The 22,215-nt window shown below is 35.7% G+C and carries 22 protein-coding genes and 2 tRNA genes; 11 read left to right on the top strand and 13 right to left on the bottom strand.

What is annotated here, in order from left to right:
- Nucleotides 1-57 precede the first annotated feature (57 nt).
- The 6 genes from ACUN8G_RS00710 (at nt 58) to ACUN8G_RS00685 (ending at nt 4,597) form a co-directional block, all read left to right on the top strand.
- Nucleotides 58-279: a hypothetical protein gene (locus ACUN8G_RS00710; protein WP_437347852.1), complete on the top strand. Its 222-nt coding sequence runs from the start codon at nt 58-60 to the stop codon at nt 277-279.
- Complete coding sequence (locus ACUN8G_RS00705; RefSeq protein ID WP_437347851.1) at nt 260-805, top strand: VVA0879 family protein; 546 nt, start codon at nt 260-262, stop codon at nt 803-805. Before ACUN8G_RS00710 ends, ACUN8G_RS00705 begins: the two co-directional genes overlap by 20 nt.
- A gap of 578 nt (nt 806-1,383) precedes the next feature.
- The gene (gene lexA, locus ACUN8G_RS00700) at nt 1,384-2,013 is read left to right on the top strand and encodes a transcriptional repressor LexA (RefSeq protein WP_437347850.1); all 630 of its coding nucleotides are present in this window, start codon (nt 1,384-1,386) and stop codon (nt 2,011-2,013) included.
- Between the two features lie 16 nt (nt 2,014-2,029).
- Nucleotides 2,030-2,278, top strand: a complete 249-nt coding sequence (locus tag ACUN8G_RS00695; protein WP_437347849.1) for a hypothetical protein — start codon at nt 2,030-2,032, stop codon at nt 2,276-2,278.
- Nucleotide 2,279: 1 nt separating this feature from the next.
- The gene (locus ACUN8G_RS00690) at nt 2,280-2,654 is read left to right on the top strand and encodes a hypothetical protein (RefSeq protein WP_445480885.1); all 375 of its coding nucleotides are present in this window, start codon (nt 2,280-2,282) and stop codon (nt 2,652-2,654) included.
- Nucleotides 2,655-2,698: 44 nt separating this feature from the next.
- Nucleotides 2,699-4,597: an SGNH/GDSL hydrolase family protein gene (locus ACUN8G_RS00685; RefSeq protein WP_437347847.1), complete on the top strand. Its 1,899-nt coding sequence runs from the start codon at nt 2,699-2,701 to the stop codon at nt 4,595-4,597.
- A 17-nt stretch (nt 4,598-4,614) separates the two neighbouring features.
- Here ACUN8G_RS00685 and ACUN8G_RS00680 read toward each other — a convergent pair.
- Nucleotides 4,615-4,685 (bottom strand) — tRNA-Gln (locus ACUN8G_RS00680).
- A 76-nt stretch (nt 4,686-4,761) separates the two neighbouring features.
- Complete coding sequence (locus tag ACUN8G_RS00675; protein ID WP_437347846.1) at nt 4,762-8,424, bottom strand: Ser-Thr-rich GPI-anchored membrane family protein; 3,663 nt, start codon at nt 8,422-8,424, stop codon at nt 4,762-4,764.
- Nucleotides 8,425-8,563: 139 nt separating this feature from the next.
- On the opposite strand from ACUN8G_RS00675, the gene ACUN8G_RS00670 reads away from it, so the two are divergent.
- From ACUN8G_RS00670 to ACUN8G_RS00655, 4 genes are read left to right on the top strand one after another with little or no spacing between them, the layout of a single operon-like run.
- Entirely contained in the window at nt 8,564-9,379 is an 816-nt protein-coding gene (locus ACUN8G_RS00670) for an NHL repeat-containing protein (RefSeq protein WP_437347845.1), read from the top strand.
- A gap of 1 nt (nt 9,380) precedes the next feature.
- Nucleotides 9,381-9,827 (top strand): DUF2085 domain-containing protein, encoded by a 447-nt coding sequence (locus tag ACUN8G_RS00665; RefSeq protein ID WP_437347844.1) that lies wholly within the window; start codon nt 9,381-9,383, stop codon nt 9,825-9,827.
- On the top strand, nt 9,824-10,333 hold the full coding sequence (locus tag ACUN8G_RS00660) for a hypothetical protein (protein ID WP_437347843.1): 510 nt from the start codon (nt 9,824-9,826) through the stop codon (nt 10,331-10,333). Before ACUN8G_RS00665 ends, ACUN8G_RS00660 begins: the two co-directional genes overlap by 4 nt.
- Complete coding sequence (locus tag ACUN8G_RS00655; RefSeq protein ID WP_437347842.1) at nt 10,330-10,626, top strand: hypothetical protein; 297 nt, start codon at nt 10,330-10,332, stop codon at nt 10,624-10,626. Before ACUN8G_RS00660 ends, ACUN8G_RS00655 begins: the two co-directional genes overlap by 4 nt.
- Here ACUN8G_RS00655 and ACUN8G_RS00650 read toward each other — a convergent pair.
- The 11 genes from ACUN8G_RS00650 to ACUN8G_RS00600 all read right to left on the bottom strand — a co-directional run bounded on the left by ACUN8G_RS00650 (nt 10,601) and on the right by ACUN8G_RS00600 (nt 21,625).
- Nucleotides 10,601-11,275, bottom strand: a complete 675-nt coding sequence (locus ACUN8G_RS00650; protein ID WP_437347841.1) for an energy transducer TonB — start codon at nt 11,273-11,275, stop codon at nt 10,601-10,603. The two genes, ACUN8G_RS00655 and ACUN8G_RS00650, sit on opposite strands and share 26 nt — an antisense overlap.
- Complete coding sequence (locus tag ACUN8G_RS00645; RefSeq protein ID WP_437347840.1) at nt 11,268-11,675, bottom strand: ExbD/TolR family protein; 408 nt, start codon at nt 11,673-11,675, stop codon at nt 11,268-11,270. The genes ACUN8G_RS00650 and ACUN8G_RS00645 overlap by 8 nt, the downstream gene beginning before the upstream one ends.
- A gap of 8 nt (nt 11,676-11,683) precedes the next feature.
- Nucleotides 11,684-12,334: a MotA/TolQ/ExbB proton channel family protein gene (locus ACUN8G_RS00640; protein ID WP_437347839.1), complete on the bottom strand. Its 651-nt coding sequence runs from the start codon at nt 12,332-12,334 to the stop codon at nt 11,684-11,686.
- Nucleotides 12,335-12,351: 17 nt separating this feature from the next.
- Nucleotides 12,352-14,385 (bottom strand): SPOR domain-containing protein, encoded by a 2,034-nt coding sequence (locus tag ACUN8G_RS00635; RefSeq protein WP_437347838.1) that lies wholly within the window; start codon nt 14,383-14,385, stop codon nt 12,352-12,354.
- Between the two features lie 13 nt (nt 14,386-14,398).
- A complete protein-coding gene (locus tag ACUN8G_RS00630) occupies nt 14,399-15,979 on the bottom strand; it encodes a TonB-dependent receptor (RefSeq protein ID WP_437347837.1) in 1,581 nt (526 codons plus the stop codon).
- The gene (locus tag ACUN8G_RS00625) at nt 15,976-18,948 is read right to left on the bottom strand and encodes a tetratricopeptide repeat protein (protein ID WP_437347836.1); all 2,973 of its coding nucleotides are present in this window, start codon (nt 18,946-18,948) and stop codon (nt 15,976-15,978) included. Before ACUN8G_RS00625 ends, ACUN8G_RS00630 begins: the two co-directional genes overlap by 4 nt.
- Nucleotides 18,949-19,131: 183 nt before the next feature.
- Nucleotides 19,132-19,890 (bottom strand): tetratricopeptide repeat protein, encoded by a 759-nt coding sequence (locus ACUN8G_RS00620; protein ID WP_437347835.1) that lies wholly within the window; start codon nt 19,888-19,890, stop codon nt 19,132-19,134.
- A 34-nt stretch (nt 19,891-19,924) separates the two neighbouring features.
- Nucleotides 19,925-20,008, bottom strand: a tRNA-Leu gene (locus ACUN8G_RS00615).
- Nucleotides 20,009-20,078: 70 nt separating this feature from the next.
- A complete protein-coding gene (locus tag ACUN8G_RS00610; protein WP_437347834.1) occupies nt 20,079-20,534 on the bottom strand; it encodes a hypothetical protein in 456 nt (151 codons plus the stop codon).
- Between the two features lie 19 nt (nt 20,535-20,553).
- Complete coding sequence (locus ACUN8G_RS00605; protein ID WP_437347833.1) at nt 20,554-21,084, bottom strand: hypothetical protein; 531 nt, start codon at nt 21,082-21,084, stop codon at nt 20,554-20,556.
- The gene (locus tag ACUN8G_RS00600) at nt 21,071-21,625 is read right to left on the bottom strand and encodes an RNA polymerase sigma factor (protein WP_437347832.1); all 555 of its coding nucleotides are present in this window, start codon (nt 21,623-21,625) and stop codon (nt 21,071-21,073) included. Before ACUN8G_RS00600 ends, ACUN8G_RS00605 begins: the two co-directional genes overlap by 14 nt.
- Nucleotides 21,626-21,741: 116 nt before the next feature.
- On the opposite strand from ACUN8G_RS00600, the gene ACUN8G_RS00595 reads away from it, so the two are divergent.
- The gene (locus tag ACUN8G_RS00595; RefSeq protein WP_437347831.1) at nt 21,742-22,200 is read left to right on the top strand and encodes a Spy/CpxP family protein refolding chaperone; all 459 of its coding nucleotides are present in this window, start codon (nt 21,742-21,744) and stop codon (nt 22,198-22,200) included.
- The last annotated feature ends 15 nt before the right edge of the window (nt 22,201-22,215 follow it).

Below are 22,215 nucleotides of genomic sequence, written 5' to 3'. Positions count from 1 at the left end.
CTTAGCCGCAATGGGACATCCGCCGTCCCCGCCCCTCAATTAAATAAAGGAGTTATTATGAATGATATAAAAGGCATACATGAGAATGACGAAAAGCGATTAAATAAACTGCATAAGATAGATAATTACGAGGGGCTCTTGAATTTTATAATCGAGTATGTGTTTGAAAATCAAATTCACTTGAACGAATATGACGAAGTTACTATCCATTTCTATAAAGAGATAATAAATCAATATTATAGAATCAAGGAGAGTATCAATGAAACAGATGAAAATTAAAGAATATATCGATTTACTGCGCGCGAGGCACGGCGAAAAAATAGAAGATTGGAAAGTAATATGTCCAATATGCAAATGCGAGCAAACAGTTCAGGATTTCCTCGACGCCGGCATAGATATAAAAGACGTATTCAATTACTTCGGGTTCAGCTGCATCGGCAGATTTACCGAAGCGAAAGGATGCGACTATATCTGTAGAGCAGATAGAGTATTCTTAGCCGTAAAACATATTAACGACCATTTTTTTGAAACGCCATGGCAAAAACTACATAATGGTAATAAGCCCGTCCTTGATATTGATACAAATATCTATGGCGGAGGTTATGATGTCGGGAATGCATGGCTAAGAAGTGTTATATATTCAAACATCCTAGGCAAATATATAATGGCTTATGTAGGCGATAGTAATTATTGCTGCATAACAATAACATCCCGATTTGGGATCGTAAACGAGCGAAGAAAAGAGCCCGGAAGGAGAATAATTACGATAAATTTTTCTCCTGGGAACAGATTAATAATAACATAATGAGTCGTTATAACTCTGATTAAAAGCCTTTCCTAAGCATATCCCTACATTAATAAACTGCCATATTGACATAATCACACCGCTAATAATCGCAAATAATTACAAATTTCTGATGGATATGAGAATTTTCATAACTTATTGAAATCCAATTGGTTACATAGATACAATAAAAAATTCAATTTTGTGTGATTTGATTCGATGAAAAACTGTGATAAAACTGCCCTATAAAAGCCTTAGAACCACTTCAGAGAGCCTATTAAACGCGATTATAAGCCATTAAACGCTATTTTTAAATTGTTTTTATAAGCCGTATAATAGCTGATCATTTCTCATTTTATGTGCAAAAAAAGCCTTTTTTGTTGTAAAAAGTGTAGTTTTTCTCATTTTGTAATTTTTAGCGTTTATTTCTGTATCTTGTTTAATTATATGCACTTACATTTATTTTTTCTATCATTTCTATTTCTCATTTTACACTAAACTTTATAATTAGCCGGACTCTTTTTTAAAAGAAAATAAATTTTCTTCTTGACACCTGCACATTTGTTCACTATATTTGAAGTGTACAAACGAGCACTATAATGAAAAAAGAAAATATAACAGAGAGGCAAAAAGAGATTCTCGATTTCATCCAGGATTATGTTGATTTTAACGGATATCCGCCCACATACAGAGAAATCGGGAAACATTTCAACATCGCCAGTACATTTGGGGTCAAACGTCATATCGATGCTTTAATTAAAAAGGGATATTTGAGCAATGAAAGCGGTGCCAGCCGAACGCTATCAATTATAGTAGATAACACACGAGAAAAATTAAATTCGATAATTGATATACCAATTGTGGGTCGTGTAGCTGCCGGAGCCCCGATTCTTGCCGAGGAAAATATCGAGGGCAATTTATCCCTGGATAAGAATCTCGTAGGCAACCGAACTGAATGTTTCGGATTGAAAGTCCGGGGCGACAGTATGATTAATGCCGGAATTCTGGAGGGCGATCTGGTTATAATTCAACCACAGCGAGAAGCTCAAAACGGCGATATTATTGTCGCCTTGCTACACGACGAAGCAACGATGAAACGCTTTCACGTTGAAAACAATAAAATCTACCTGATACCAGAAAACGACAATTATGAACCTATTGTAGTCGATAACCCAGAAGAATTTACAATAATTGGAAAGGTAGTGGGCGTATTTCGCAGCTACCATTAAAAGAGGAGAATTTGATATGAAAACTTTATTGTTTTCTACTGCAATTTACAACAGAAACAAAATTTCATTTTTGTATGGACTTACTCCTTTCACCGTTGAACCGTATTATATTACTCGAAACCGTCGTGGTAAAAAAGTGCTCTACGGAAGGATTAATGGCACAAATGAAATAAGAAGTTTTGAATACGAAAAGATTTCGAATATAAAAATATTGGGCATGCAAAAATTTTCACCCATAATTCCAATAATTCCTCTGTGCAATTAATATGATAAAGCGAAATATGCATAGGGAACTGGTCGAACTCCTCGTAGACCAGATAAGAAGTCAAGGGTATATGATGATAAGCCGCAAATACGGCAAATACCTACCACCACCCTCTCCTATCGATCATCTTGAAATCGATGCAGTTGCCCGCTATAAAAAGAAAATTGCCATCGGAATTACTTTGACAGATGAAGAACTCGACAGTAAATCGCTGGAATCTAGAATTTCAACTCTTTTAAGAGGCAAAAGGTCGGCTGCACAAATTACACTTTTTATCGGTGTCCCAAAACTTTCGCTACCAAAAGCAAAGATTGCATTCTCAGCTTTGCCCGAAGAAATTAGAAAAAGAATTAGAGTGGTTCCGTTATCCGATTAATTTTTTTATTTTCCTTTCATTCATAATTTTTTTATAGCACCTGTATGAAAAAGAAGAAAGAACCCACAATCAAAAAAGCTCCTTTCTATTTCTGGATAATCATGCTTTCGATACCTATTATCTTTATTCTGCTACTTGAATATACACTTAGAATAACTGACTACGGCTACTCAACCGATATGTGGAGTGAAGTAGAAAAAGACTACTACACACTAAATCCCAACGTAGGCAGAAGGTATTTCACCAATATCAAGATTATACCTACTTCAATAGGAGACGTCTTCAAAAAAGAAAAATCCGATAATTCTTTAAGAATATTCGTACTTGGAGGCAGCAGTGCGGCAGGTTATCCTTACATGCCGATGGGCTCTTTTTCAAGGTATTTGAAACGCAGACTCGAACTGAATTATCCCAACAGCGACATTGAAGTAATAAATCTCAGCTTAACTGCAGTTAATTCGTATACAATCAAAGATTTTATCGAGGGAGTCCTGGAACAGAAGCCCGACTTAATTTTAATCTATGCCGGTCATAATGAATATTACGGAGCACTTGGCGTTGGCTCAGTAGAAAGTATTGGCAGTTCGACAACAGGCGCCGATATAATAATTTTTTTAAACAAATTAAAGATCACTCAGTTAATTCGGAATATTATTCAATACGTTTCAGAATTATTTATCGATAGCAAACCTAAAAGTAGTGGTACACTAATGTCACAAATTGCCAGAGAAAAAGTAATCCCATATAATTCGGACAAATACAAAGCGGGTTTATTGCAGTTTCATAAAAATCTTGAAAGAATAATAAAAGTTGTAAAAGCTAATAAAACTCCTCTTATTTTATCTACCGTAGTTTCGAATCTGAAGGATCAACCACCTTTCATATCAACTGACGAGCAAGGATTACCGAGAGCAGACAGTATTTATAATATTGCTTTTAATTTATTCAAAGAATCAAAATTCGATGAAGCCGATTCTTTATTCAGATTTGCAAAGGATCTGGATGCACTCCGCTTCAGGGCACCCGAGGAAATAAACCGAATCATTAAAAAACTTGCGAAAAAAAATAACGTTCCTTGTGTCGATTCGGATTCATTACTTGCTTCCCTGTCGCCCGGTAAAATAATTGGCAATAATTTAATGACAGACCATCTCCATCCTACTCTTGAAGGACAACAATTAATCGGTAATTTATTTTATGAACGAATAGCTAACTTAAAACTACTCCCAAAAATTCCTCCTAAATATCCCTTTGAAAAGCAGGATAGTATTACACGCTCTAATTTCTTTTTTTCAGAGCTCGATTCAGTAATTGCGAATTACAGAATCAAAATACTCAAAAACGATTGGCCATATAAAAAGACAAAAAAGAAATTGAACTATAAAGAAATATTAAGACCACTTACATTTATTGATTCTATGGCATATCGAGTAGTTGCTAACAAACTTACATGGGCTGAGGCTCAAGATATAACTGCCAGACATTTTTTAAGTACTGGTGATATAAAAAAATTTATCAATCATATTGGTTCTTTAATTTATCAATATCCATACATAAACGACAATTATAAATTACTTGAGGCACTAACAATCGATTTTCTTAAAACAAATCGGTTTGATGATGCTTTAAAAATATTGACTCTTCATTATAATCTGAAACCAAATGCATTTTGCACTAAATGGATTGGGCAAATAAAATTAAGCAATGGAGATATAAAAGAGTCAATTAAATACCTTGAAGAATCGTTTTCGTACGATGCAAACGATCAACAGGTAATTTATAACCTCTCTGGTGCCTATGCATTAAATAAGGAATATAAGAAGGCAATTAAATATGCAGAGATGCTTCTTCGAATTAATCCTGAGTATCCTGGCCTACAAAACTTATATTTCCAATTGATGAACAATCGAAAGTACCTTAAGGCATCATTAAGGAGTGGTTAATTATTGGTTGGAATTTGCTGCCCCGCAAGGATTCGAACCTTGAATTCTTGATCCAGAGTCAAGCGTGTTCCCATTACACCACGGGGCAAAATTAGCATGTCAAATTTATTAATTCGGAGTCTTCTATACAAATAAAATCCCCCGAATAACGGGGGATTTTTATTTTAATTTCCCTGTCCCTGTCGCTTATTCAGCCAGAATGGGACATCACCTACATCCCAAATAGTCTCATCCTCGTGATCTACTATCTTTATCCGACCTAAAGTTGAGAACGGTCCATTAACAGGGTCATATGGATAAAACCATTCGTAAGCTCCAGTTGATTTATAATCTCTTATAAGATTCGTCCACGAGTAACCGTTATCAAGACTGTAGTAGATATCAACAGAAGATACAGCGTAAGACGTCCATCTTATATCCATTGGGTAACGGTCGGGATTGTCCGTTGTAAAGTATTCTGTTTTATCGCTCGGGAATTCAACTCTTATCATTTTATTTTCTCTAATCGAGAAATAACCATCTGTAATATCACTTGCCGTAACGCCTGCATCGGCAGATGAAATCTTTATTTTGCAATTATCCGAACTGTCGGGTCGAGTAGAATCGAGTCTGCCCGGTGCCCAGATAAAACTTCCATCGTTTTCTGTGCTCTCGGCTCCTGGAACCGTATGCCAGGTACCTCCACCATTCGTTGACCATTCAATTCTGACTTTGTTAATATTATTCGCATTCCACCTAATTTCATAAGGATGATAATGCTGAACATCGGTAGTACTTACATGATACTTACTAACAAGCCACTGTTCTCCACCATTGGGCACAAGTACCTTTATTGTCGGTGGTTCTTTTACTTTGAATACACCATCGCAGTAATCAAGCGGCGATCCATCCACTGCATCGCTGATTCTGATAACATAATTATCTGATACAATCGAAAAACTTGCCTCATATGAACGGATACCACCACCTTCATCATATCCTGAGACACTGTCAACAAGAACTTTCCAGTCGAGCTCACTCGTAGTGTTATAAGGATTAAATTCTATCTTCACATATTCAATTCCCTGCGACTTCCATTGTATCTTAAATTTTTGTCCTGATAATATTTCTACTCCAGAAGTTGGATAAATCACTTCGATACTCTGGCTTGGTTGAATAGAAAATGTCCCATTGCTTTCATCGGCAGGAATTCCATCCTGACTATCTTTTATTCTTATTTTACACTGAGTAGAATTTACATTGACTACTGGATTCCATTCATATGAGCCCGAACTGGGATAATTACTTACAATGGTATGCCAGGTTAGTCCATTATTTATTGTATATTCAATGTCTACATTATTTACAGCTTTCGAGTCCCACTGAATATTTTGTGACGTTCCGGCCTGCCATTTTTCCCCGCCATTTGGCAAAATCACACGCATCGTTTGCTCAACTTGATTTGAAATCTGGAAATTATTGTCAGAGATATCAAATGGTACTCCATCCGACGCATCGCTTATTTTAATTCTGCACTGTAACGAATTTGTATTCGGAATACTGTTCCATACATAAGAGCCGATACTTTCGACTGAATTGGCTATCGTTACCCAATCTGCGCCTCCATTTAGCGTATACTGAATTTTAACATATTTTACATTTTCGGATGACCATCTTATTTCTACTGGAGTTCCGTAGAAAAGGCTCTCGCCACCGTTAGGTTCAAGAACTGTTATATTTGGTTCCGGCTCAATATTAAAGAAAGCGTCGCTTTCATCGCTTGGACTGCCGTCAGACGCATCGCTTATACGTATTTTGCAATTTGTGGATGCTGTGTTAGGTATTTTACTCCAGTTAAAAAATCCTGTACTTGGCGTACTTTCCACAATTGTATTCCAGCTTATTCCGTTATTAAACGTATATTCAATTTTTACGTTTTCAATTCCAGCAGCATTCCAGTGGATATTGTAACTGCCACCTGCAGTCAACGATTCGCCGCCATTTGGACTTGTAACCTTAATTAACTGATTTCCTCTATTCGTAATTGAAAATACTTCATCCGAGACATCTGATGGAATTCCATCGTTAGCATCGCTTATTCTGACTTTACACAATAATGAGTTTACATCAGGAATATTTTTCCATGCATAGAATCCCGTACTTGGAGTGCTTTCGACTATCGTCTTCCATGAGGCACCATTGTTAATCGAATATTCGATTTTAACATTTTCGATATTAGTCGATTTCCATAATATATTATCACTTGAACCGGTATACCACTGTTCTCCTCCGTTTGGAGTTAAAACAGTTACACTTGGTTCGGTCAGCACAATAAAAGTACCGTCGCTTTCGTCAATAGGCGAACCTCGGTCGTAATCGAATATTCTAATTTTATATTGATTCGATGGGACCGTAAAACTTGCCGGATATTTACCGCTTGAAGGTGTTTTTTCAACAAGTTTATCCCAGCTAATCCCATTATTAGAGCTATACATAATCGTTACATTTTCAACTCCAATTGAATTCCAGCGAATTGTATCGAGCACCCCGGCAGTCCATGCTTCGCCACCATTTGGATAAACTACTTCGATCTTGGGTTTAGGAACAATTTTAAATACTTTATTACTCTGGTCAACAGGGTTGCCGTCTTCAGCGTCTTTAATCCTAACAAGGCATTGTGTGGAAAGTCTATCAGGTACATTCCATTCGTATGCTCCTGAATTTGGAACATTCTCCGCAATTACATCCCACGTAAGTCCATTATTTGCCGAGAATTCAAGGCTTACTTTTTTAATGCCAACAGAAGACCACGTGATATTCTGAGCTGTTCCAGCCTGCCAGCTTTCACCACCGTTGGGACTTGTAATTTCAATTGCCTGACTGATTTGATTTGTTATCTGGAAGGTACTATCGGATACATCCCACGGTTCTCCATCGAGAGCATCATAAATTCTAATTTTGCATAATTTTGAATTCAGGTCCGGTATATTCTTCCATTCATAAAATCCCGTACTGGGAAGTGAATCCTCAATAGTAATCCATTCATAACCATTATTTACTGTATAAGCAATCTTTACATTCTTAATATTTTCAGAGAGCCATTCGATTTTTTGAGTTGAACCGGCAAGCCATATTTCACCACCATTTGGCTCCAGTACTTTAATTTGAGGTTCGGGTAAAATTGAAAATACATTATCGCTTTCGACGTAAGGAATTCCATCTTCAGCATCTTTAATACGTATTCTCGCTAATGTAGATGGTGTATTCGGCACAGGTTCCCAGAAATAAATTCCAGTATTTTTTCTATCTGTAGAAATATAATTCCAGTGATTTCCGTTATCGGTAGTATATTCGATAATAACCGAATCGATTCCTGTGCTGTACCATTTAATTTCCTTCGAAGTGCCTGCCTCCCATTCTTCGCCACCCACAGGACTAATAAGTTTAAGACTTTCGTTGCTGCTTCTAATTATACTAAAAGTAGTATCGCTTTCATCAAAAGCCGTTTCTTCTATATTTGTAATGCGAACTTTACATTGACTTGATACCAGACCTGGTACAGGAAACCAGATGTAGATGCCCGTATTCTGAATACTGTCGGCAATCATAGTCCATTTGTTGCCGTTATCTATTGAATAATAGAGGCTAATCAATGAAGAAGTAGTTCCGCTCCATTTGATTTCGTACGATGTACCCTCTACAATGACTTCCCCTCCGTTTGGGGCAATGATTTTCAAATTTTCTGAAACACTGCCTCCACCGGGACCTGTAATGTCAGATTCTTCTTTTAATTTACATGAGGAAAACACCAATAAAATTACAATTAAAATAAAAAATGATTTTTGCATTTTTTCCTCGGTAAGATAAATAATTATTACTGGTTTAATTTACTAAATTCATTTATTTTTATTAAGTAAAAACTCACATAATCCGTGCCTTTAAAAAATGTTAAATTCGGGCTTAAAAAATTGTTTAGTACATTTTTACATGTCATTTTTACTTTTCAATATTACCTTTATAAAAGCCCAGACCCCAGTTTTCAGTCATACAATTGGAAATTTTACATCTGCACGTTCATTTTCAATTGACCATGCCGGTTCAATTTACGTTGTAGACATTTCAACAAATGAATTGCTTAAAATCGATTCTGTCGGTACAATAATAAAAGTTGTCGGTGGATACGGCTGGGACAATTATACATTCGATTTCCCCGCAGATGTACATTCGACTCTATTGAACGTGTATGTTGCCGATAAATACAACGACAGGATTCAAATTTTCGATAAGGATTTGAATTACATCACAACTTTATCAACATATTCATCCGAGCCTTTCAGGCATCCAATCTCAGTAAGTGTATCGAATCAAGGTGATGTATTTCTCATCGATTCCGACAATAGTCGTCTCCTTAAATTTACATCCGACGGCCAGTACCTTCTGGAAGTTGGTGGAATTTTAGCAGGAAATTCAGTACTCGAAAATCCGGAAGCCTTCTCGATTATCGACAATAAAATCTTTGTACTCGATACACAAAGCCTTTTTATATTCGACCTGTGGGGAAATAACATCGCCCGAAAGGACTTCGACTTCGACCCGATAAATATTAATGCTACCCCAACCGGATTAACAATTAACACCTCAAAGAACATTTATTATGCTTTTAACAACCGGGATTTACTAAATCTAGAATTCAAAAATTTTTCCCCTAATATAAGTGAGCCCATTACCGACTCGATATTATTTGACCAAAAATTATATATTCTCACACCGAAAACAATTTATGTCTATAAGTTAGTAAAATAGCGTGAAATTAATCTATCGTTTAATATTAACTCTCAGCCTTTTTATCTGGTTTCTCTTATTATTATCGGAATTTTGGATTTATAATTTACCTGAGTTTATATACCTATTACCTTTCGTAAAAAAAACATTTTCGGTTGTTTGTCACCAAAATCCTGATAGAACTATAATCTTTGAAGGTCATTCTATATTGGTCTGCGCTCGATGCAGTGGTATTTATGCAGGAGCTTTAATTTCCTCGCTTGCGACTCTTTTATACGGAAAGATCTTACTAAAATCAAATAAACCGTTATATATTTTTTCTCTCCCAATTATAATTGACTGGTTACTGGTATTACTTGGCGTAAAAGCATACTCCAGAACTGTGGCGGTCATTACCGGCTTTCTTTTTGGTTCGGTAATATTTTTATATTTTTACAGCTCATTAAACAAGAAAAACAGTGATACATGAGAAAACATCTACCCGCAATAGTCAGCGGATTTGGCGCCGGGGTGCTTTCGATAGTTCCTCTTGCCAAAGGATTGACATGCTGTGTTATAATTCCTGTTGCGTCATACTTAGCACTCGTTCTTGACAGAAAATCCACCAGAGATAGAGGTAGGATACCAGCTTCAAGAGGATTTATAATCGGAATTATGACTGGAGTTTTTGCTGCCATTTTTGGTTCAGCATTCGACTTAATGATTACATTTATTACACGTAGTAACGATATTGTAGCCTCGTTTCCTGAATTTCAAAAAATGATCAATTCTTTTCCTGTGAGTGAAGACATACGAAAAGAGATTACTCGGATGTTTCAAAATTTACGCAATGATATAGTTACAACCGGCTTCTCATTTGTTTATACTATTTCGGTTCTTATAAATAATTTTGTGATAAATACATTGTTCGGAGCTATAGGTGGACTTACCGGAGCACAAATTATCAACAACAGAATAGGGAATATAGAGGAATGATAGCTGCATTATTAATGACACTCCATTTAATTTTTGTAACCTATATTTTCGTAATGAAATATCAGGAGGAGTCTCTCGGCTCGGCTTTTCTGAATGTTGCTTTGATAATCATATTATTTACTGTTGGCTGGTCGATATCTAGTAGCATTGTCAAAATATTTTTTAATAGTGAAGGGATAAGTCTGGAATTAAATGCCGACACACTCTCGTTAATTTTATTGACAATAGGTGAATACTTTTTTTATCGATTTTACTACGGCCATAAGTCTACTGCAACCGATAGGGAAATGTAATTATTGCCGTTTGTTCTGTTTGTTTTGCATTCTGGGGTAGGGGTTCAAAACGCCACTGACGGAGGGAGTTGATTGCCGCCATTTCAAGTTTAGCATCGGCTTTTATAAGTGGAATAATTTTACCAACAGTACCGTCGGGCAAAATTGTAAATTTCAGTTTCACGTCGATTTCTTTTGAAACGCCTTCGGGATAATCTGGTAAAATGTAGCTATAAATTTTCCTGATTCCTTTGCCGCCGAAGTCGAGTTCAAAACCAAAGCCTCCTACTCCCTCGCCCGTAACTTCGGTTCCACTGTATTTATTTTCCTCTGTAACTTTGCCATCGTTCTCAATCTCTTTCGTTTTTTCTTCGTTCTTTTTATCCGCTCGTTTCACAATATTATCTTTATCTTCAGTGCTCGATTTGGGCAGCTCAACTTTCTTCTCATCTTTTTTTGATTCTACCTTCTGCTCTTTTGACTCTTCATTGACTTCGTTTTTTGTAACTGGACCTCTGCTACCTGCAAAAGTACCCGTACCAAATCCAACTGTTATGTAATCTTCCTCTTCAAGATTAACAGGCAAATGAATAAAAGCAAAGAGAACAATTAAAACTACATGGAGCAAAAAGGAAGCTAAAAAGGAATTTTGACGTAATTTATCATTCATACTCTGCTTTCTCTGTCTCGATTGTAAATTTATCGATGCCAACACCTTTAGCTGCATCGATTATACTAATAATAATGTCAATATTTACTGATTTATCGGCTCTTATAATAAGATTACTTTCGTTAGTTTCTCTTCTCAGAATATCAAGACGACCTGCAATTCTTTCAATTGAAATTTCTTCGTTTCCGAGAAATATTTGATTACCTTCCGTGATGGTAACAATTAATTTGGCCGGGGCAACCTGTTCGTTATTTTTTGCTGATGGTAATTTAATTTTCACTCCGGTTTGAATGACGAACTGCGAGGTCAACAGGAAGAATATCAAAAGAAGCATAACAATATCTGTAAGCGAGGAATAGGCAAATATACTCAACGGTTTATTATTGGTTTCGAATTTCATGGTTAGCCTCAGAGATTAATTTCTTCGTCGTCATCAACAATTCCTTTTCCAGTATCTTCGAGAATATCGATGACGTCAGTAGTAACGAGTTCAATGTCCATAACTAATTTGCTAATAGCGCTTACGAAATAGTTATAAAAAGCGAGTGCCGGAATGCCCACAATAAGACCAAAAGCTGTTGTGATTAACGCTTCCCAGATACCGCCTGCAAGGTCGGCAGGATTAGCTGAACCCTGCAATTCCTGAATCTTCATAAATGCTGTAATCATACCGGTAACCGTACCCAAAAATCCGAGTAAAGGCGCAATGCCCGATATCGACGCCAATATCGGTAATCCTTTTTCAAGTTTAGCTATCTCCTGCCTTCCAGCGCTTTCGATTGCTTCGACAACACGTTGATGACCGTGTCTGTACTTTTTTAATCCTTTTTTGACGATATTCGACACCGGAGTTCTTTCCGCAATACAAATTGCTATTGCACCTTCTATATCTTTCTTTTTTAACATCGTCCTTATTTTAACCAAGAATGCCGGGACATTTACTTTAGCTTTTTTTAGGACGATAAATTTTTCAATTATAATTGCAACTGCAATCAACGAGCAAGCTAGGATTAAATACATTACCCAGCCACCTTTTAGAAAAATTGAGAGTAAATCCATAATTTCCTTCCGTTATATTATTGAAAATTTTGCTCGTAAAATTTACGCGCTTCGGCTTCACTATTAAAAGGGCCGACTCGCACCCGAAACCATAACCCTCCCTTTTCTGGAATATTTACTTTCATAATAAAGGAACTATATCCTTTGCGCTTCCAATTTCCTACTTCGTCTATTGCTTTAGATTCGTTCCTCCAGGAAGAGGTCTGAACATAATATTTTGCTCCATCCGAGAAAATAGTTTTATATACATGGATATCATTTTCAGGACTTATATATAAAGCATCATCATCTACAGTCTGGCTTGTTGGGGTACTTGTTTTTTTGTTTAATTTATCTTCCAGTTTAGCAACCCGCGGAAAATCGTCCTCAACTACAGACAGATTTTCATCGCTTATATTTTCGTTCTGTTCTTTTTCAAGCGATGCAATTTCATTTTTATCCTGATTTTGCGTAATCGAAGCACTCTGTTGTTCGACAGGAGTTTCCAGATTTGATTCCTTGTTACCTTGAAAAAATAAATAAACTACACCGACAAACATTACCAAAATAAACAAACCAAGTATTCCATATTTAAAATATCCATGTTTCTCTTCATCCTCAATTTCCTGTTCGTGATCATACGTATCCTTAGCTGGAGTGCTTTTGTAACTTTCTTCTTTTTGCTCAATGAATTCATACTTTGTAGAAACTTTTGCTTCCTGCAGTTCCTCTTTAATTGTTGTTTCGAGTTTTTTAAACAGATCTTCAGAAACTGGCCGAGTCGATTTCAGGATATCTTCCTCCTTAACATCTTCCATTTCTTCATCAAATTTAGAGTCGTCGTAATTTTCCAATTCGTCTCTTAGCTCATCTCCCCAGTTCCATTCTGTATTTTCCTGAATTCTTTTTCTAAGCCCAAGAAATTCTTCCTCTTCTTCATCGACCTCTACATCAAGTATCTCCTCAGTGTTTTCAATTTCAATTCGTTCTTCCAGATTTTTATAACGATGTTTACCCAATTCAATTTCAATTTCGGTCGTAGAATCTTTCTCGTCATTTTCCGTCGACTCAATTTCTAATTCATCTTTCGATTCTTGCTCTTCGTTGTCCTCTTCCTGTTTTTCTTTCTCATCCTCTGGATTTATTCCCTCATCCTCTTCTTCCAGCTGATTACCAACTATTTTCTCCAGTTCTATATTATCATCAATCTGTTTTTTTTCGCCCTCAATCAATTCTTCTAAGTTTTTGGTAGTATCATCAATTTTGTCCTTTCCATTTAGTTGCGACTCGCTTTCTGGTTCAATATTTCCTTCAGGTATTTCAGTACTTAGATTTTCGAGCAGATATTCCAGACCGAACGCATCTTCTTTTTCATCGTCGGTTTCAGTCGAAATATTATTTTCTGAAACGTTAAATGAATCATAGTCTTCCAGTAATTTGCTCGGTGTTAAATCGCTATCTTCAAAATTTTCGGGGTTTGTATCCTTATCTTTATAATCGATAATGTTATTAACTACTTCTTGTGTAAAATGTTCTTCATCAAAATTAAGGTCGGCAGTAAGTTCCGATAATTCAGTTTTGATATCGCTATTTGTTCCAGATATTTCACTTTTGTAATATTCATCCCAAATATTTATATCAGGTATACGTTCCGATTCAGATAGGAGATCGTTGATGCGCTCTCCTATTAATTTTTTGAATACGATATATGAAGCATCGGCATCCTGCCCCGCATCTTCACCAATTGGGATTATTGGCTTGCCTACACCAATGCTAAACGTTTCCGTATCCTCGTTTGATTCATCGTAAAAATCCATAGGGATATCGATAGAAAGAAATATAACTTTATCTGAAATACTTTCTCTCAATGGGGAAAATAGAATTTCCTCAAATTTATCGACCGTTTCGTTATTCTTCAGCTGGAAGAATCCCAAACCGGGTATTTTAATGGTTAATCCGGGTGCAAGCTGCTCACCAAGTTTCTTGATAAAAATCGTAAAAGCAAGTTCTCTTTCACTCGAGGAAACACCAAGCAAAGTAGATATTTTCTTTTTCAGTTCGTCAATTGTCATAATAAATTCGTTCTTACCATCTATAAGTTGCACCCCCGATCAAATCAAACGGCTTTTCACGATAATTCGGATACACAAAATTACTTTTATTCAGGATGTTTTGAAAATCGATCCAGAGATATAAATTATCAAACAATTCGTAATCTATCTTAATTGACAAATTATGATAATCGGGAAGAATATTATTATTGTCAATATCAGTAAAAGCTCCCTTCATAAATAGATATGACAGAAAAATATTTAAATTGCCGATAATTTCTTTGATGTATGTGGCGCTTAATTTTAGCTTTGGCTGGAATGGAATTTCCATATCGGCTGAATTGGTAATTTTATAGTAACCCACTTTAAGATTGATATATCCAGGGAGCCTGGAATTTAAGATAAATTCGGCTCCTCCTGAAAAAGTATTAACGTCGTTCTCGGTTATAAGATCATAAAAGCCAGTTTGCGTTCTATCGAGAAAGTAATAGAAATTATCTGACGACTTAAATTCCGTCCAAAGACCCGCCGTAAAAATATTCTCGATCCCATAATTGAGTCCGGCCTTAAATGCAAACTTGTTGTCAAGAAAGATATTATTGGTTGAGATATTCTTTAAATACGGATTCTGTTTATAAAGGGAGTGAAGATCAATAAATTCGGCTTGCGGTTTATATTCGGCAAATGCTGACATTCTTTCATTCAGTTTGTAATTCAAAATCACAAACGGATAGAGTACAGAATTATCTTTATCGGATGTGTATGTAATTCCTCCTGTTAAAATCAGGTTGGAAAGAGAATATAATTTTATAAAACCTGTAAAGGAATAAAAATTTTCGCGATAATTTAGATTTGTATGGTCTGCCAGTTGTCTCTTTAGAACGGCACTACCACCTAAAGAAAAAAGGGAAAAGTTAACAGACATTTCAGCTTTGCCAGAAAATAACTTTTCGTTCAGGTCGTAATTGTTATGTCTGAATTGTTGACCATTAAAATCAAAGTCGAAATTAATATTTCGAATAAATTTGTTTTTAATGCTCAAGTCGAATTTTATTAAATCGTTTTTGCTTAAAGAATCTGGCGTAACGGCTCCGAAATATTTATACGAAAATCGTTCATATAATCCACCGAGTCTGAGAGATGTTCCTGGTAAAAATTCGGAATTCGGACTCACGAAGAAATCATTTTTCAGAGAGATGCCGGAAGTATTGTAATATGCATAATCAGTATATTCTTTGATATTTTTACCCCACACGTCGAGTCCAAACAAATAATTGTCAAAAGGAGCCGACAAATTCAATTCACCGGTTGGATAAGTATACAAACCCAGACCTACTTTCAATCTTCCGATATAATAATTATTGGTGTTTATTTGGGGTACTTTTTTAACAGGAACGGTTTCAATAAGTACGGGTATAAATTCGGGTGAATAATTAGGCAATAGAAAATCTTTAGTGATAATTGGAATTAATTCCGGTTTGGCTTTTTCAGCTTTTGGTATTTGAATTGATTGACTTCCGGTAATTACAAAGTCTGGCAATTCGATACTCTTTTGCTCTTCCTGAGCCATTAAAAAAGTCGATATAACAAATAATAAGAAAATAATACGTTTCATAGCAGCTTCAATTTTTTATTTGCTTCGTCCGCATAATCTCCGGAGTTGTGTCTTCTTAAAACCGCTCTGTACATTTCTCTGGCTAATTTTTTATCGTTTAATTTGAGATAGCAGTCCCCAAGTCGGAGCAAAGACTTTGTAAACCACTCGTCATAAGCAGCAAACACAGACCTGATGCGAACAAAAGCAGTTATTGCCTCATTAAACTCTCCTTGCTCCATATAAGCTAATCCCAGCTGATATTGAGCTTCAGCCCCAATATCGTCTAATCGTTTTTCCGCAACCTCCTTTAATAAAGGTATTGCGTTTGCATATCTTTTTTGTTTCAGTTCCAGCTTTGCCACTTCTACTTTAGCTTTGTCAGCAAAGAGCGTACCATCATAATAATTTATCACCTTCTCAAATGTCTGGTACGCTTTATCCAGAGAATTGCTCTTTGCTTCGATTAATGCTAGAGTAAAAAGCAATTCGGGCATTCTTTTCGATTCGCCAGCATTAGTAATTACTTTGTTCAACACTTCAATAGCTTTATTGAATTGATTCCGTGTTGAATAAAGGTTCGACAATTCTAAAGCTGCCGAGATTGAAATGTCCGATGTCAGAGATAAGTTAAGCACCTGGTTGAAAGCGTCTATGGCGAGTGTATCATTTTTTGTATTAACAGCGCTTTTACCCAGCCAGTAATATGCGTTTTTTAAAATGTTGCTCTTCTGGTATTTATTTATAAAGTCGTAGTATGCATTAATGGCTTTGTTGTAATCGCCTATGCTGTAATAAATATCACCCTTCTTCAAATAAAACTGGTCGCTATATTTTTGATCCGGGTATTGTTTTATAAAATCATCAATTACTTTTATGGCTTTTTCTATTTCGTTTTTGGCGATGTAAGCATATTGTATGCCATTGACTGCGTCGATTATGTATGACGTATTGGGGTACTTGTTGAGTACTTTGCCATAATAAACCAGTGCCGAGTCATACTGCCCCATATTGTAGTACGAGTCGCCTATTGAATAATAAGCAATCGGGATCAGTGTTGAGTTTGGATATTCCTTAATAAGCCTCAAATAATTATCGATTGCCCAGTCGTACTGGTTCTGCTGGAAATAAATCCATCCGATAACATATTGAGCGTCGTCGTTATAATTTGAATGTGGAAATAATTTTTGCAGGTTGGAAAATTCGATTATAGCTTGAGCTGTTTTGCCCGCCTTATAGAGTGCCTGGCAATATTGATAATAATTTTGAGCATTAGTAATGACATTTTCTTTTTTGAATAAGTCCTCGTATATCTCACTGGCTTTTGTAAAATTCTTCATACCGAAATAGCTATCGGCCAGTCTCAGTTTAACTTCTCTGCTTATTTTTTCGTTGCCGTATCTTTTTAAATAGTTATTAAAATAATAGACAGAATTGGGAAAATCCTTTTTGTTGAAATAAGCGTAGGCTTTACCTATCATTACTTGCTTATGTAACAATGGATCGTCGCTTGATACAAGATTATAATGTTTGATAGCTTGTTCGTAATCACCCAGAGACATATAAATTTCGGCTATGTAAAAGTTTACTTTGTCCTTCTCGAAATCTCTAAATTTATTATACAAAAAAATGATGTCGTCAAGGGCTTCGCGGTATTTATTTAAATAAAATTCAGAAATGCCTTTTCCCAGTTTAGCGCGTTTATATGAATCGTTGTGGTTATTGTTAATTCTCAATGTCTCGCTGAAATAATTTCTTGCATCGTTATATTTTTTTTCATTCAACTTAAGTTCGCCGAGCATAGTTAGCGCGCGGCTTTTAGTTTCGATGTCGTTTGACGCTGCCGCATTTATTAATACCGATTCGGCATCTTTTTGTGTTGCGAATTCAAATAATAAAGCTCCTTTACTCAAATTTACTTTTGAAGCCAGAGGATGATTCGGATAATTTTCAATAAACTCTCGATAGAGCTGTTCGGCTGATTCCCTGTCGTTCATATATCTTTTAGATTCGGCACTCCAGAACAAGGAAAAAACGGAAATTGTATCATTGCCTGTTTTATTTAAATTGTTGAATATCTCATAGGCGCCTTTATAGTCTTTGGTTTGAAATTTTATCCATCCGATGTTATAAAAAATTTTTCGTTTTGTCTCTTCCGAAATATCAGTAGCAATTAAGCTCGACATTATTTTTTCTGCTTTATCGTATTCACCCAATCTCATAAAAGCATTGGAGAGATAATAATCTTTTTCAACTTTCAATTGGTCGCTTAAATTACCGAGGAGAGGATTAGTCAATTCGAGAGTGGCGGTGGAATAATCGCCTATCTTAAAATAACAGATACCGATACGTAATTGTGCCAGTGGAGCCAGTTCGCTATTATTGTAGTACGACAATAGTTCGTCGTAATTGGAAATGGCTTCCTGATAATCGCCCAATTTTTCGTAGACTGTGCCCAACGAATAGATGGCATTCACGAGATGTTTGTTTGTCTGGGCATTCGATATGCTTAAGTTGAAGTGCTCTACTGCTTCATAGAATTTATTTTCTGCAGCATATGATTCGCCAAGCCAGAAATAGGCTGTACCCTTATGACTGCTTTCAGGATACTTTTCGATGAAATAAAAAAGTCGTTCCCTGCATTTTCGATAGGCTCCAGTATGATAGTAGATTTCACCAAGACGTAGAAGTGAGAGTTCATGATAATTTGAGAATGGGTAATCGGAAATAAGAGTTTCAAATTGAGTTGCAGCCGCCGCGTAATCAGATGTTTTTATTAAACTTTCTCCAGCATAGTATAAAGCTACCGCTTTTAATCTGTCGTTTGCTCCTTCAGAATGGATGATTAATGAGTAGTAGCGATATGAGTCGGAATAATTTTTTTGATTGTAAAGCTCTGTTGCTCTATCAAGAATTTCTTCTAACGACTGTGCCTTAACAGTTGCGAGGCAAAACGTCAATAAAGATAATAATATTATTTTTTGTTTCATTTAATCCGAACTTTTTATAAGAACTATTAAATATGCCTCGAGAAAATTAATCACAATTGTATAAAAAATAATGATAATATGCTTATAATTTAGTTTCTTATACAAACTCCTGTTAGCTACGTTCCTGATTTAAATAAAAAAAAGCCGGCTCAAGGAGCCGACTTTTTATTAGTTTATTTTCAATTATCTCAGGAACTTCAATTCGTATTCGGCGAGTTTTTTGTATTGCGGGTCTTTTTTAGCTAGTTCAAAATATTCTTTAGCTTTTTCTGTATCCTGCTTTTGTTTTAAGGCAAGACCTTTGTAGTAATAAGCTGCGCCTTTGAGTTTGGAATTCATTGAAATTACTTTATCGGCAGCTTTGATTGCCTCGTCGTAATCACCGTTTTCGTATAATGTATTAGCCAGTAATACGTAAGCAGCATCGAATTCATTAAACTTAATTGCTTCTCGAAGCTGCTCGATAGCTTTCTGATAATTACCGTCTTTTTTGGATGTTTCGGCTAATTTTACATATGCTCTTGCAATATTTTCATTAGCCTGATCCTTAAGAGATTTTTTATTTGTAAGTTCTGCAAACTTTTTGAATGCTTCGACGGCTTCCTGATATTTTCCTTCGAGAAAATATGTACCGCCTAATCCGTTATAAGCGAGATTGAATTCGGAATTACTTTTGATGGAATTTTTGAATGCCTCTTCTGCTTCGGATAATTTATTTTGTTTTTTATAAGCAACTCCTAACTGATAGAATATTCTGTAATCTTTAGAGAATTGAAGAGCTTCATGGTATTTTTTTATAGCATTTTCGTAATTGCCGGCTTTAAGAAATTGATTTCCTTCGTTGTAAGCCTTAGCTGCTTCCTTTGGCATCTCCTGAGCATAAAGTGAAAAAGCAATTAAAACTAATGCCAGTGACAAAACAAAAGAGCGGGTTTTTTTCATGATGTCATCCTCATCTTATTATAAAAAGAGCTTGTGCGGAAGGCGGGACTCGAACCCGCACGCCCTAACGGGCACTACCCCCTCAAAGTAGCGTGTATACCAATTTCACCACTTCCGCATATTAACGGGTCAAAAAATAATTTCATATTATCAAAAATGCAACCCAATTTTAAAAGAACTGGAAATTTTTATCTACCCCGCTTCATCAGTTTTCGAGCCATATCTCGCCGAAACGTGTATTCAAAAACAATCAATCTGGCAATTTCTTCTGCGTCAAGAATTTCTTCCAGACTACGGTAAAATTTTTGTTTTTCCTCGTTGATTTTCACATCAATAGAATTAATTTCGGCGACAGCTTTTTTGTAATAGTTTTTATCCTGATTCTTTTTTTCGAGATTAGTTTCCAAATCCTGAACCAAGTCGTTTCTTTTTTCCAGTAGTTTTCTAACCTCATTTCTATATTCATTCCTCTTTGCAAAAAATCGGACAGACTCTTCCTCGTTCAGATCGAGAATTTCGATGATCTTAGCTTTTTCGAACTGATCAAATTTTTTATACTCTTCCCACCCTTTGCGCTGTTGCCATTCGTCTTGTGCATATAAAGCAAAGCTTGTAAGTATGATAAGCATAATGATTTTTTTCATGATTTCACCTTTTGTTTTATCATTGTTCATTAAGCAGCAAATCAGTATCAATATAAAGTTCTGTAATCAAATTATCGTCCGACAAAAGATAATCAACCAGCTGGTTGTCTTCAACATCTACTGTTTGAATATCTATCGTATAATCATCTGTAAAATTATCTACAGTTAGATAATCAGTTACCAAGTTTCTTATGATTTCTTCCTGCTCTAAAGAATAGTTCATTTCAGTGTTCAATGGGGCGTTGAGAAATGAAATAATTAATGTGAATGCTACAAATACGGAGATAGAAAGAGCATATGCAATTTTTTCGAAAACAACTCGCCCCTTACGTATATTAAGCCTTTCTCTTACCCTGGGAAGAAGATTAATAAAATAGCTTTCGTCCACCTCAATATTGGAGCAATCCCTTAAGCGTTCTATTAATTTTCCGGCTTTATCGAACTCCTCTTTCATACTGGGGAGATCGGATATTTTTTTCTCCAGCAATTTCTTTTCTTCTTCGGTCATTAAATCCGAATAATACCTTAATATTTCTTCACTTATTTTCATTGTTCATCAGCTCCATTATTTTTTTTATTGCATGGAAATATGTTGCTTTCAGTCCACCTACGCTCGTTCCTGTTATCTGTGAAATTTCTTCATAAGAAAGTTCATCAAAATTGCGCATAACAAAAACCTGCTTTTGTTTTGGTGGTAATTTTTTTATTACTTTTTGAAGACGTTCCAATTTTTGTTTATTGTCGACATCTTTAACAATATCAACCTCCGATTTTAAATCGAAATCTATGTTGTCGTCATCTATCGAGAAAAATCTTTTTATATTTTTTCTTTTCAAAAGATTGAGACTTCTTGTAGTAACAATTCTGTATATCCACGTAAAGAGCGACGATTGAAAGTTGAAAGTATTTAACTTTTCATATATCACAATCAGCACTTGTTGTGTCACTTCGTCGGCATCGAGATGATCTCCCAGCATTTGTCGTGCATGCCAGTAAATCCTTTTCTGGTACTTTCTGACAATTTCATTGAAAGCAGTTTCATCCCCTGCCTTAAATCTATTTACCAGTTCAAAATCGTTATCTTTATTCATAGCATAAGTATTGACTATTTAATAGACATTTTAGCCGTCATTAAGGTTTAATTAAACCTACCGAAAGAAGCTGATGTCAAATGATCGAATTCAAAATTAATCAAGGAGACAACAAAATGAAAAAATTATTTTCACTCGTATTGGTACTTTTGCTTGTAGTGCCGGCCTTAAACATTGCCCAGCCTTTTGATGGAAAAGGTCGAATGCCCCTTTGCGATAAATTGAATCTGACAGAAGAACAACAAAAACGGATTGACGAATTAAGATACGAATTAAGAGAAAAACTAATCGATCTTAAAGCCGAACTCCAAAAGAATCGTCTTGAATTGAGAAAAATGAAATCTCAAAGTCAGATTGACGAAAAACAATATATGCAGCTTGTCGAAAAGTCCAATACTTTACGTTCAAATATAAGAACCGAAACCGCAAAGCACTGGCTGGCTGTTTATAATTTACTCGACGACAACCAGAAAGAATTATGGGCAAAATACAGAAACGATTATTACGGGTTTGGTAAAAGATTCAACAATAATTATTGCGAAGGCCAACCGCGCTTCAATAGATGGCGCAGATAATCGTGAGCATAAAAG

It is taken from the genome of Melioribacter sulfuriphilus, from assembly GCF_052656625.1.
Note: the sequence above shows the minus strand (reverse complement) of the source record. Positions and strands in the feature narration are given on the sequence as shown.